The sequence below is a fragment of the Microbacterium sp. JZ101 genome, assembly GCF_053903175.1.
The window spans coordinates 1,519,656-1,531,709 of sequence record NZ_CP096400.1 but is presented as its reverse complement, the minus strand read 5'-3'; the positions used below and the strand labels follow the sequence as shown (position 1 = coordinate 1,531,709).

The 12,054-nt window shown below is 72.2% G+C and carries 13 protein-coding genes and 1 tRNA gene; 5 read left to right on the top strand and 9 right to left on the bottom strand.

Annotated elements, in window-relative coordinates:
- The first annotated feature begins 40 nt into the window (after positions 1-40).
- Positions 41-355, top strand: a complete 315-nt coding sequence (locus tag M1D56_RS07070; RefSeq protein WP_324011510.1) for a hypothetical protein — start codon at positions 41-43, stop codon at positions 353-355.
- A gap of 16 nt (positions 356-371) precedes the next feature.
- Here M1D56_RS07070 and M1D56_RS07065 read toward each other — a convergent pair whose 3' ends face one another.
- Both M1D56_RS07065 and M1D56_RS07060 read right to left on the bottom strand, forming a co-directional pair.
- Complete coding sequence (locus tag M1D56_RS07065) at positions 372-836, bottom strand: NUDIX domain-containing protein (protein WP_456285084.1); 465 nt, start codon at positions 834-836, stop codon at positions 372-374.
- A 9-nt stretch (positions 837-845) separates the two neighbouring features.
- On the bottom strand, positions 846-1,091 hold the full coding sequence (locus tag M1D56_RS07060; protein ID WP_456285083.1) for a hypothetical protein: 246 nt from the start codon (positions 1,089-1,091) through the stop codon (positions 846-848).
- Between the two features lie 22 nt (positions 1,092-1,113).
- Between M1D56_RS07060 and M1D56_RS07055 the strand changes: the two genes are divergently transcribed.
- Together M1D56_RS07055 and M1D56_RS07050 are read left to right on the top strand one after the other, a co-directional pair.
- Positions 1,114-1,437: a DUF6176 family protein gene (locus M1D56_RS07055; RefSeq protein WP_456285082.1), complete on the top strand. Its 324-nt coding sequence runs from the start codon at positions 1,114-1,116 to the stop codon at positions 1,435-1,437.
- A 107-nt stretch (positions 1,438-1,544) separates the two neighbouring features.
- Positions 1,545-2,648, top strand: a complete 1,104-nt coding sequence (locus M1D56_RS07050; RefSeq protein ID WP_456285081.1) for an IS1249 family transposase — start codon at positions 1,545-1,547, stop codon at positions 2,646-2,648.
- A gap of 105 nt (positions 2,649-2,753) precedes the next feature.
- Here the strand turns inward: M1D56_RS07050 and M1D56_RS07045 are convergent.
- Both M1D56_RS07045 and M1D56_RS07040 read right to left on the bottom strand, forming a co-directional pair.
- Positions 2,754-2,825, bottom strand: a tRNA-Gln gene (locus M1D56_RS07045).
- Between the two features lie 89 nt (positions 2,826-2,914).
- A complete protein-coding gene (locus M1D56_RS07040; RefSeq protein WP_421075710.1) occupies positions 2,915-3,793 on the bottom strand; it encodes a LysR family transcriptional regulator in 879 nt (292 codons plus the stop codon).
- A gap of 112 nt (positions 3,794-3,905) precedes the next feature.
- On the opposite strand from M1D56_RS07040, the gene M1D56_RS07035 reads away from it, so the two are divergent.
- Positions 3,906-4,442, top strand: coding sequence for a quercetin 2,3-dioxygenase (locus M1D56_RS07035; protein ID WP_456285080.1), 537 nt, complete (start codon positions 3,906-3,908; stop codon positions 4,440-4,442).
- A complete protein-coding gene (locus tag M1D56_RS07030; RefSeq protein ID WP_456285079.1) occupies positions 4,426-5,208 on the top strand; it encodes an alpha/beta hydrolase fold domain-containing protein in 783 nt (260 codons plus the stop codon). Before M1D56_RS07035 ends, M1D56_RS07030 begins: the two co-directional genes overlap by 17 nt.
- Positions 5,209-5,224: 16 nt before the next feature.
- On the opposite strand, the gene gltX is transcribed toward M1D56_RS07030, so the two are convergent.
- The 5 genes from gltX to M1D56_RS07005 all read right to left on the bottom strand — a co-directional run bounded on the left by gltX (position 5,225) and on the right by M1D56_RS07005 (position 12,027).
- Complete coding sequence (gltX, locus tag M1D56_RS07025) at positions 5,225-6,733, bottom strand: glutamate--tRNA ligase (RefSeq protein WP_271171652.1); 1,509 nt, start codon at positions 6,731-6,733, stop codon at positions 5,225-5,227.
- 42 nt (positions 6,734-6,775) lie between these two features.
- Positions 6,776-8,029: an MFS transporter gene (locus M1D56_RS07020; RefSeq protein ID WP_271171651.1), complete on the bottom strand. Its 1,254-nt coding sequence runs from the start codon at positions 8,027-8,029 to the stop codon at positions 6,776-6,778.
- A 1-nt stretch (position 8,030) separates the two neighbouring features.
- Positions 8,031-8,795, bottom strand: a complete 765-nt coding sequence (locus M1D56_RS07015; RefSeq protein WP_271171650.1) for a fumarylacetoacetate hydrolase family protein — start codon at positions 8,793-8,795, stop codon at positions 8,031-8,033.
- A 9-nt stretch (positions 8,796-8,804) separates the two neighbouring features.
- Positions 8,805-10,844: an acyltransferase family protein gene (locus tag M1D56_RS07010; protein WP_456285078.1), complete on the bottom strand. Its 2,040-nt coding sequence runs from the start codon at positions 10,842-10,844 to the stop codon at positions 8,805-8,807.
- Between the two features lie 88 nt (positions 10,845-10,932).
- Entirely contained in the window at positions 10,933-12,027 is a 1,095-nt protein-coding gene (locus M1D56_RS07005; protein ID WP_271171648.1) for a branched-chain amino acid aminotransferase, read from the bottom strand.
- Between the last annotated feature and the right edge of the window lie 27 nt (positions 12,028-12,054).

Sequence of the window (12,054 nt, the reverse complement as noted above, 5' to 3'; positions counted from 1 at the left end):
AATGCGGGCTGTTATGCCCGGGCAGCCACAGAATGGAGGCATGAAGCCGGAGGGGTGGGCGCTGATCGTCGTCGGCACGCTCGCCGCCGGGCTCATCTCGATCGCGTTCCTCGGCGCGCTGGGTCGGCTCGCCCCGGGACAGGCCGGCGCGATGACGCTCAGCCTGCTCGCCCTGGCCCTTTCGGGGTTCATCGCCCTGCTCTTCTCGCCGGAGGCACGCGAGCGGCGTGCCCGCAGGCGAGGAGCGCCGGGTGCGTCCGCACGGGTCAGCGCACTGCCCGTCGCGACGGCGGAGATCGTGCCGGAACCGCGCACGGGACCCGTGCCGCAGCTCGACGACCGGCTCGGCGCCTGACCGGGCGGAGACCGCCTCAGGAGGAAGAGGAGCCGCCGGGCGCGTCCGCGATGACGCGGTCGATCCAGTCGCGACGCGGGAGCGATGGGATCGCGTCCCGCGGGAACCACCTCAGCTCGAGGATCTCCTCGAGGTCGGGGGTCGCCGCGGAGAGCAGCTCGCAGTCGAACGCGGTCGTCACATAGCCGACCTGGTCGCCGTTCGGATAGGTGACCATCATGGGCTCGCCGCCGTAGACGCCGACGATGCCGCGGACGCGGACTCGCGCACCTGTCTCCTCGAGGACCTCGCGCAGCAGCGCCGCGGCCGGCTCCTCCCCCGGCTCGACACCGCCTCCGATCAGGCTCCAGAGCCCCGAGTGACGATGCCGTGCCAGCAGGAAGCGGTCATCGTCGCGGATCACCGCCGTGACGCCGGGAAGCAGCAGGAGGTCGGTCCCGATGCGGGAGCGGATGGACGCGACGTAGTCCGACATCGGCATGCACGGAGTCTAGGCACGATCGGCGACGAAGTCCGGGAAGTCGGCGGGTCCGATGCCGTCTTCCGCGAAGAACGCGCGCACGAAGAGGGCGGCCTCCTCCTCGATCCGATCCAGCGGCAATCCGGAGACCGTGAAGCCGTAGGTGCCGTCGGCGGGGCCAGTGAGCCAGGTGAAATCGACGCAGCGCAGTCCGCCAGGCTGCTCTCGCGTGTCGACCCGGAACGTCTCTCCCTCGACCTCGATCACGGTGCTCATCGCTCCACCGTACGATGCACAGATGATCTCCCTCGTGATCCGCCAGATCGAGCCCGGTCAGCGGGAGCGTCTCGCGGACTGGCTCCGAGAGGTCGACGGTCCCCGTCGCGCAGAAGCGCTGGCGACCCTCGCTGCCGAAGGCATCACCCATGAGAAGGCCGTGATACTGGACACCGCAGATGGGCCAATTCTCGTCTACGCGATGGAAAGCGAGGACGCCGACCGCGCCAAGGCGGTCGCCGAGCGGTCCGAGCACGCCATCGATGCGGAGCATCGCGAGGTCATGCGGTCCGCGGTCGGCGCGAGACCGCCCTTCGAAGTCGTCCTCGACCTGCGTCTGCCGTAGCCCACCGACACCAGGGGGTTATAGGCCAAAAGGAGTGGATGGGTTCTCGATCTAGCCGCGGAATCTCGCGGTAGAACGGGGATCGCTATGGTCCGCGACCCTTAGTCGTGGGCCTTGCGACGAACTCGACCACCTGTCTGGTATGCGGCATCAAGCTCGTCAAGAACGGCCGTCACCGCTCGGGCACCCAACGCTGGCGGTGTCCGTCTTGCGGGGCGTCCAGCACCCGTCGGCGTCCCGACGTGACCCGGCGGGAGCAGCTGCGGGAGTTCGTGTCGTGGCTGATCGGCAAGGCCACCCAAGCCGAGGCCGACGGCACCGCCTCCGGTCGATCGTTCCGGCGCCGCACCGCCTGGTGCTGGGATCTGTCTCCCCGACTGGGCCCGGCCGAGACGATCTACCACGCCGTCCTCGTCGACGGCATCTGGATCGGCACCTGGTGTCTGCTCATCGCGCTCTCCGACACCGGACGCGTCCTGGCCTGGCAGTGGTGCGCCCGCGAGACCACCGCCGCATGGACCGCTCTGCTCGATCAGGTCCCCGCCCCGGGGATCCTCGTCTCCGACGGCGGCTCCGGACTCCCCTCGGCACTGCGACAGGCCTGGCCCGAGACCAAGCACCAGCGGTGCCTGTTCCACCTCCAGATGAACATCACCCGTCATCTCACCCGCAACCCGCGCACGAACGCCGGCCGAGCGCTACGACGCCTGGTCATGGACCTCAGCGACATCCTCGACGAACAGGCCGCGATCGACTGGCAGCTGCGGCTCGAGAAGTGGTGGCAGACCTTCGGGCACCTCACCCGGGAACGCACCCTGCTCAAGAACGGCCGATTCGGATTCACCCACGACCGGCTCCGCAAAGCCTGGCTGCTGGTGCGCCTCGTTGTCCGCAACGACGTGCTGTTCACCCACATCACCTACGGCAACCCGCGCACGACCTCCGCGCTGGAAAGCCTCAACGCCCGCATCCGCGATCTCCTGCGCCGCCACCGCGGCATGACCGAGGAACACCGCCGCCGCGCGGTCGAGTGGTTCCTCGCGACCCGAGAGCTCCCGCTCGAACAAGCCCTCGACCTCGCCCAGCCGATCACTCCCGAAACCCGACCCGAACCCCGCCACGACGACCAGATCACCCCCACCCTCTACGGGCAAGGCCTCGACGCCACCGAAGGCCTCTGGGCCCGCTCTGGGTGGGCAGGACGAGGATGACACACCCGACCCATCCACTCTTTCTGGCCGATAACCCACACCAGGAGCATGTGAGGCACCACCGTACGACGAGAAAACCCCCGCCGGAGCGGGGGTTCTTCAGAGCTGGGGTACCTGGACTCGAACCAAGAACAACTGAACCAGAATCAGCCGTGTTGCCAATTACACCATACCCCAAGAGGTTTCCGGCCTGGGCCGTACCGAGGGTCTACTCTACCCGAACCGGCGAGGGCGTCCAAACCGGGGCGTTCCCCATGGCGTGTCGCTCACGCGACGCGGCGTGCGACCTCGAGGAACGCGTCGACCGAGGCCGAGACGCAGGTGGCCCGCCGGCTCGCGAGGATGGGCACCGGATCGATGTCGACGATCGGCACGCACACGATCCCCGGGCGCCGATAGTGCGTCGCGACGGAGGCCGCCGCGATGTTCACGCCGATCCCCGCGGCGCACAGCTCCAGCAGGCCCTCGACGTCGTCGGCGACAGCGGTGACGCGCGGGCGCACGCCGCTCGGCCGCGGGTCGACCAGCCACCACGAGCGCACCGGCCCCTCCGCGGCTCCGACCACGACGAACGGGAGGTCGTCGGTCTCCGCGATGCGCACGCTGTCGCGTGCCGCGAGCGGATGGTCGTCGCGCAGCACGAGCACGCGCGGCTCGGTCGCGATCTGCTCGGACGATACCCCGTCCTCCCTCGCGCCGGACGGTGGGGCGATCACGACGTCGACGACGCCGTCGCGCAGGGCCTGCGCCCCCGCGAAGAAGCCCAGCCGCACGAGCTCGACGTCGAGGTCGGCGTCCGCTGCCACGAGCTCGGCGAGCGCACGGCTCACGATCGGGCCCGCGCCAGCCGCGACGACGCCGACGCGCAGCGTGCCACCCCCTGCCGACTCCGACGCCCACGCCTCCACCGCCCGATGCGCGCGATCCGCCTCCACCGCGAGCGGGAGGAACGCCCGGCCGCGTTCGGTCAGCGCCACGGACCGCGGCGTCCGGTCGAACAGCCGCGCGCCGACCACGGACTCGAGGCGCGCGATCTGCTGACTGAGCGTGGGGCCCGAGATGTGGAGGGCCGCCGCGGCACGGCCGAAGTGCAGGTGCTCGGCGACCGTCACGAAGTAGCGCAGCTGCGTCGCCGACACGTTCATGGGTCGATGTTAGCCCGCGGCTAATGCGCGTGCGCCTCTTCCACGTGGACGCACGGCCGCGCCCCGCGCGAGGCTGAACGCGTCCCTTCCCCCCTCGACAAGGAGGTCGTCCATGTCCGACACCGCCCCCGCCATCCCGAGCGCCCTGCCCGGCGCGCCCGCCCCGTACTTCCTCGACGAGGTGCGGGGCGACAAGCTCGTCATGTTCGACCAGCTCTTCACGCTCCTCACGACGGGAACGCAGAACGAGGGGCAGTTCGACGCATTCGTGACGGAGGGACGGCCCGGGCGTCCGGTGCCCGCGCACTACCACGCGCTCACGCACGAGACCTTCTTCGTGCTCGAGGGCGCCATCCGCCTCTGGATGGATGACCGCAACGGCTTCCGCGAGACCCGCATCCTCGAGGCGGGCGGCTTCGGGTTCGTTCCGAAGGGCACGGTCCACTCGTATCGCATCGAGCGCACGGGCAGGATCTTCGGCGTCACGAGCGCGCCCTTCACCGACTTCTTCCGCGCGGTCGGCGCCCCCACCGACATCCCCGGGATCCCCGAGCCCGACCGCTTCCACATCCCGCCGTTCGAGCGGCTGGCGGCCGCGGGCGCCGAGAACGACGTCAACTTCGTCGAGGGCTATGAGCTCTTCGACTGAGCGGACGCTGCGCGACGTCGTCTACGCGACGCGCCCCGGGTTCCGGCCGCTCTCCCTCGACCTGCATCGGCCCGAGGCCGACGGCGCCCCGCTGATCGTGTTCGTGCACGGCGGCGGCTGGCGCGTCGGAAGCCGCCGGGTCATGTGCCCGACGTTCGCCCCCGAGCACGGGTTCCCTCGACTCGTCGCCGACGGGTTCGCCGTCGCCTCGATCGACTACCGTCTGAGCGGCGAGGCGGTGTTCCCCGCGCCGCTCGACGACGTCGCGGCAGCGCTCGCATGGCTCCGCGAGCACCAGGGCGCGCTCGCGGTCGACGCGACGCGCATCGTCCTGTGGGGCGAGTCGGCGGGCGCGCACCTCGCGGCGCTCGCGGGGCTCTCGGATGGCGCGGTGCGCGGGGTCGTGGACTGGTACGGCCCGAGCGACCTCGTCTCGTTCCCGGCACCTGCGGCGTCGGATGAGCGCCCGACGCGCGAGGAGGCGCTGCTGGGCGGCGCCGTGGCCGACCTCCCCGAGCGCGCGCGTGCCGCGAGCCCCGCGCGTCAGGTCGCGCCCGGCGCGCCGCCGTTCCACATCGCGCACGGGCTCGCCGACACGGCCGTGCCCGCCGCGCAGAGCGAGGCGCTGCACGCCGCGCTCGTGACCGCGGGCGCCGACGCGACGCTGCAGCTCGTGCCGGGGGCGGGCCACCTGTGGCAGGGGCTCGACGACCCCGACGTCGTCCTGTCCCCCGCGCTCGCCTTCGCGCGCCGCGTCACCGGGTGACGCGGCGCGCGTCCGCTCAGCCGAGCTTCTGGACGAGGGCGCTCAGGCGCCGGATCGACTCGGCCTTGCCGAGCAGCTCCATCGACTCGAACAGCGGCGGCGAGACCCGGCGCCCGGTGATCGCGACGCGCGGCGGGCCGTACGCGACGCGCGGCTTGAGTCCGAGATTCTCGACGAGCGCGCCGCTCAGCGCGTCCTGGATGCCCTGCGCCGTGAACTCCGCCTCCGGCACGACCTCGAGGGCCCCGACGCACGCCGTGAGCACGACGCCCGCGTTCTCGGGAAGCCCCGCGAGCGCATCGTCGTCGTACGCGACCTCGTCCGAGAAGAGGAAGCCGAGGAGGCCGGGGGCGTCGCCCAGAAGCGGAAGGCGCTCCTGGATGAGCGGCGCGGCCTTCGCGAGCAGCGCGCGCTGGTCGTCGGTCGGGGTCGCGTCGACGAGGCCCGCCTGCGCGAGATACGGCACGATCCGCTCGGCGAAGTCGTCGGGCGCGAGCATCCGGATGTGGTCGCCGTTGATCGACTCGGCCTTCTTCTGGTCGAAGCGCGCGGGGTTCGGGTTGACGTCCTCGATGTCGAACGCGGCGACGAACTCCTCGAGCGAGAACACGTCGCGGTCGGGGCCGATGGACCAGCCGAGCAGCGCGAGGTAGTTGAGCAGCCCCTCGGGGATCATGCCCTTCTCGCGCTGCAGGAACAGGTCGGCGCGGGGGTCGCGCTTCGAGAGCTTCTTCGTGCCGTCGCCCAGGACGAGCGGCATGTGCCCGAAGCGCGGGATGAAGGTCGTGACGCCCGCGTCGATGAGCGCGCGGTAGAGCGAGAGCTGACGGGCCGTCGACGGCATGAGGTCCTCGCCGCGCAGCACGTGGGTGATCCCCATCAGCGCGTCGTCGACGGGGTTCACGAACGTGTACAGCGGGACGCCGTTCGGGCGCACGATGACGAAGTCGGGGAACGAGCCGGCCGGGAAGGTCACCTCGCCGCGGATGAGGTCGACGTACGTGAGGTCCTCGTCGGGAACGCGCAGCCGCAGCGCGGGCTGGCGGCCCTCGGCGCGGAAGGCGGCCTTCTGCTCCTCCGTGAGGTCGCGGTCGTGGTTGTCGTAGCCGAGCTGCTTGGCGCGGCCGGCGGCCTCGTTGCGGGCGTCGATCTCCTCGGCGGTCGAGAAGCTCTCGTAGACGAGCCCCGCGGCGATGAGCTTGTCGAGCACCTCGCGGTAGATGTCGTGCCGCTGCGACTGCCGGTACGGCGCGTGCGGCCCGCCGGTCTCGACGCCCTCGTCCCAGTCGATGCGCAGCCAGCGCAGCGCGTCGAGGAGCTGCTGGTAGCTCTCCTCGCTGTCGCGGGCCGCGTCGGTGTCCTCGATGCGGAAGACGAGCTTGCCGCCGTGGTGACGGGCGTAGGCCCAGTTGAACAGGGCCGTGCGGACGAGGCCGACGTGAGGGAGGCCGGTGGGCGACGGGCAGAAGCGCACGCGCACGTCGGCGCCGGTGGCGGTCGTGGTGCGGGGATCGGGAGCAGACATCCCGTCCAGTCTAGTTCGCGGCGCCCGGTGGCCCGTGAGCGCTCAGCGCCGCGCGAGGGGCGACAGCACGGTCGTGAGCGCGACGAGCACGAGGGCGACGAGCGCGAGCGCCCCGTAGCCCCACTGCCCGAGGACGACGCCCGCGAGAACGGCGCCGACCGCCGCGGACGAGGTCATCAGCGTGTCGCCGATCCCCTGCCGGCGCGGGCGGAGGTCGACCGGCGTGCTCTCGGTGAGGAGCGCCGCGCCCGCCACCGTGGCCGCGCTCCAGCCGAGCCCGAGCAGGAACAGCGCGACGATCACGATGCCCTGCACGTCTGACCCGAAGGTCGCCAGCAGCAGCGCGCACGCGAGGACCCCCTGGCCCAGGAGGACGACGGCGACGCGGCCCCAGCGGTCGGCCAGCCAGCCGAACACGGGCGACAGCCCGTACATGCCGAGGACGTGGAGCGCGATCGTCGTGCCGACGAGGAGGGTCACGGCCTCGTTCGCGCCCGCGGCCCCGCCGTGCCCGGCGTGCGCGAGATGCTGGAGGTGCACGGGCGTCATCGCCATGACCGACGCCATCACGACATGCGACGCGGCCACGGCGAACATCGCATAGCGCGCCGCGAGGGGGCGGTCCGCGTCGACCGGCGGCGCCGCGCCTCCCGCGGCGTCGCGCGAGATCCGCTGGGCGAGCAGAAGCGGATCAGGGCGCAGTGCGACGAGGTAGAGGATGAGCGCGGCCGCCTGCGCGACGATGGAGAAGAGGTACGCGCCGGTGAGCGGCGGCATGCCGACCAGCCGGCCGAGCGCCTCTCCCGGCGTCAGCAGCAGCGGCCCGAGCACGCCGCCGACCGTCGTCGCCCAGACGACCGTGCCGAGGTCGCGTCCGCGGCGCTCGCCCGCGGCGAGGTCGGTCGCCGCGAACCGGGACTGCAGATTGCCCGCGTTGCCCGCGCCGATGAGCACGACCCCCGCGAGGAGGAGCGGGAAGACGCGCAGTGCCGCCGCCGTCACGACGATCGCGATGCCGACGAGGGCGAAGAGGTTGCCCAGGGTCAGCGCCGTGCGGCGGCCGCGAGCGGCGGCGAGTCGAGCGAGCGGGATGGCGCACAGCGCGGCCCCGAGGGTGACGGACGCGGTCGCGAACCCCGACAGGGACTCCTGACCGGAGATGTCGGCGGCGAGGAGAGCCCCGAGCGAGACGGTGGCGCCGAAGGCGACGCCGCCGAGGACCTGGCCGAGCGCCAGCACGCGGACGACGCGGCCCTGGATCCGCGCGACCTCCTCGGGAGCCGTGACGGCGGTCATGTCACGCGTCGCGCACGGTGTTGCGCAGCAGCCCGATGCCCGGGATCTCGACCTCGACCGTGTCGCCGGCCTGGAAGGGGCCGACTCCCGCCGGCGTGCCGGTGAGGATGACGTCGCCCGGGAGGAGCGTGAACGCCGCCGACACGTGCGCGATGATCGTCGGCACGTCGAAGATCATGTCCGACAGCGGGGCCTCCTGCACGACCTCGCCGTTGAGGCGGGTCGTGAGGGAGCCCTGCGCGAGGTCGAACTCGGTCTCGATCGCGGGACCGATCGGGCAGAACGTGTCGAAGCCCTTGGCGCGCGCCCACTGCCCGTCGCTGCGCTGCAGGTCGCGTGCCGTCACGTCGTTCGCGATGGTGTATCCGAACACGACATCGAGGGCGTCCTCCGCTCGCACGTTCTTCGCGATGCGCCCGATCACGATCGCGAGCTCGCCCTCGTACTGCGTGTCGGAGCTCTGCGGCGGCCGGACGATCGCGTCGCCGGGCCCGATCACCGAGGTGTTCGGCTTGAGGAACAGCAGCGGCTCGGCGGGGACGTCGTTGCCGAGCTCCGCGGCGTGATCGCGGTAGTTGCGCCCGACCGCGACGACCTTCGAGCGCGGGATGACCGGCGCGAGCAGCGCGACGTCCGTGACCGGAACGCGCGCTCCCGTGGTCTCGAACCCCGCGAACAGCGGGTCTCCCGCGAGCACGACGAGCTCCGACCCGTCGACGATCCCGTAGGTGATGGCGTCGTTGTGGCTGAACCGCGCGATCTTCACCCTGCCAGCCTATCCACGACCGTCCACCGCGGAGTCGATCGCCTCGGCCAGGGCGCCGCCCATCGCCTCCGCGAAGGTCGCGGTGAGGTGGTGCGAGTCGCGGTAGACGAGCAGCCCGCCGAGGATGGGCGCGCAGGAGGGCTCCTCGGAGGCGGCGCCGTCGATGGGCGCGCAGAAGTACGGCAGGAGGTCGATCTCCTCCGCGCGCGTCTCGCGGGCGACCTCCCTCACCGCGTCGCGTCCCGCCCCGCGGACGGCCTCTGACTCGGGAACCGCGCACACGGCCGCGTGCTCGAGGTTCATCGCGAGGCAGTCGAGCGGGCTCGTGCCGAGATCCGGCGTGTCGGCGAGGAGGAGCACGCGCGTCTCGGGCAGCGCGTCCACGACCTCGCGGAGCCCGTCTCGCCACGCCTGCTCTGCGTCGATGCCGTCCGGCACCTTCTCGTCAGCGTAGTTGGCGAGCACGAGGACCTCCGGCGGATCCTCCCTGAGCTCGTCGAGCACCGTGCTGCGCCAGCGGTCGCATGCACCGAACGCGCTGCCGTCGAGCACGTGGCGCGCCAGCGCCGACGAGCAGCGGCTCTTGGTGTGCGTCGTGAGCGCCATCCCCCGCTCCTCCGCGGCGCGGAGCACCCCCGGGACCCAGTGCGCGGCGTGCGAGTCACCCCAGAGGACCATCCGCTCGTCCCCTTCGCCGAAGGAGCACGGGCGCGGGCGCTCCTCCTGATAGCCGAGGTTGCATCCGTCGTCGTACACCTCCGACTCGTCGTCGGGAGCGTCCGCGAGCCCCGGCTCGAGGTTGGCCGGGACGACGGGCGTGACCTCCGGGGGGACGGCCGGCTCGGCGTGGGCGACCCGCGTCTGCGTCGCGAGCGCGGGCTCGGGCGCCACGGCCAGCGCGGTCCCTGCGGCCAGCGCGACGGCCGCCGTCGCGCCCGCCGCCGAGAGGAGCGTCCGACGCGGCCGTGCATCGACGAGCACCCGCGCGCGGCGCGTCGGCTGCTCCACAAGCCGGAACAGGGCCCACGCGACGGGGATGCTCGCGACGCCGAGCGCCGCGGGAAGCCAGGGAAGGCCGGGCGCCAGCAGCGCGCCGGCCACGATCAGCGGCCAGTGCACGAGATAGAGCGAGAACGAGATCTCGCCGACGAAGACGAACGGCCGGTTGCCGATCACGGCACCCGCGCTCCCCCGCGGGGGCGCGTCCTGCCCGATCCCCGCGAGGATGACCGCGCCGGTCGAGAGGACAGGCAGCAGCACGAGCACGCCCGGGAACGCGGAGGACTCTCCGATGAGCGCGATCGCCGCGAGGATGCCGGCGAGGCCCGCCCAGCCGAGCGCGGCGCGCACGAGTCCGGGGATGCGCGCGACAGCGGCGGCGGGCACGAGCGCGATGAGCGCGCCGACGGCGAACTCCCACATGCGCGTCCAGAGCGCGAAGAACGCCCACGGCTGCGACACGGGCGTGAGGGCGACGACCGCGGCGAGGGACCCCACGAGGACGATCCCGAGCGCGACAGCGACCGCCCGGCGCGCACCGCGCCGGCCCCCGAGTCTGCGGCCGACGGCCCACGCGGCGAGCAGCAGAGCCGGGCAGACGAGGTACCACTGCTCCTCGACTCCGAGCGACCAGTAGTGCTGGAAGAGCGACGGCGTCTCGTCGCCGAAGTAGTCCGCGTCGCGCACGGCGAACGCGTAGTTCGGCACGAACAGGGCCGAGGCGACCGCGTCGGCGAGGAGCGTCTCCCGCCGGAGGGGCGAGACGATCCCGTACGCGCCGACGACCGTGAGCACGACCACGACGAGCGCCGCGGGGAGGATGCGGCGCGCCCGGCGCGCCGTGAACGCCGCCAGGTCGATGCGGCCGGTCTCCGCCAGCTCGCGCACGAGGAGGCCGGTGATGAGGAAGCCCGACACGACGAAGAACACGTCGACGCCGATGAACCCGCCCGGCGCCCAGGTCGCGCCCGCGTGCTGCGCCACGACGGCCAGCACGGCGATGGCCCTGAGCCCCTGGATGTCTCGACGGAACCCGGCGCGGCGCATCATCCCGACAGGGTGCCGTCCGCAGGTGAACGGACGGTGATGCGCGACGCCCGCCCGGGCATCCCGGGCGGGCGTCGCGGCGAGCGGGCGCTCAGGCGTCGAGGCGGTACAGCCACCCCTTCGTGTCCTCGCGGCGCCCGTACTGGATGTCGGTGAGCTCCTCGCGCAGCGAGAGGCCGAGCTCGCCGAGCGGCTGGGCGTCCTCGAAGCCCTCGCCCTTGAGCGCGCCGATCGGCGTGACCACCGCTGCCGTGCCGCACGCGAACACCTCGGTGATGTCGCCCGACGCGACGCCGTCGCGCCACTCCGCGAGCGAGACCGCGCGGCGCTCGACCGCGAGGCCGCGATCGGCCGCGAGCTCGAGGAGCGAGTTGCGGGTGATGCCGTCGAGGATGCTGTCCGACGCCGGCGTGACGAGCGTGCCGTCCTTCTTCACGAAGACGATGTTCATGCCGCCGAGCTCCTCGACGTTCCCGTCGGCGTCGAGGAAGACCACCTGGTCGCACCCCTTCTCGTACGCCTCGGCCTGAGGAAGGAGGCTCGAGGCGTAGTTGCCGCCGGTCTTCGCGGCGCCCGTGCCGCCCTTCGCGGCGCGCGCGTAGTTCTCGCTCAGCCAGATGCTGACCGGCTTCACACCGCCCGTGAAGTACGAGCCGGCGGGGCTCGCGATGAGGCAGTACGTGTACTTGTGCGCGGGGCGGACGCCGAGGAACGCCTCCTTCGCGAACATGAACGGGCGCAGGTAGAGCGTCTGGTCGGCCTTCTCGGGCACCCAGGCGCCGTCGACCGCGATGAGCTCGCGCAGAGACTGCAGGAAGTACTCCTCCGGAAGCTCGGGCATCGCGAGGCGGCGCGCGCTGCGCTGCATGCGGCGCGCGTTCTGATCGGGCCGGAACGTGTAGATCCCGCCGTCGGCGTGGCGGTAGGCCTTGAGGCCCTCGAAGATCTCCTGCGCGTAGTGGAGCACGGCGGCGGCGGGCGACAGGCTGATCGGACCGAAGGGCTGCACGCGCGGACGGTGCCAGCCGCCCTTGACCGACCAGCAGATGTCGACCATGTGGTCGGTGAAGATCGTGCCGAAGCCCGGGTTCTCGAGCAGCTCGGCGCGCTGGGCGGGCGAGACGGCGGCGAGGTTCTTCGTGACCGCGAAGTCGAGAGACGGGAGCGTGGTGTCGGTGGTCGTCATGTGCGGATTCCTGTCTGCGCGTCGGTG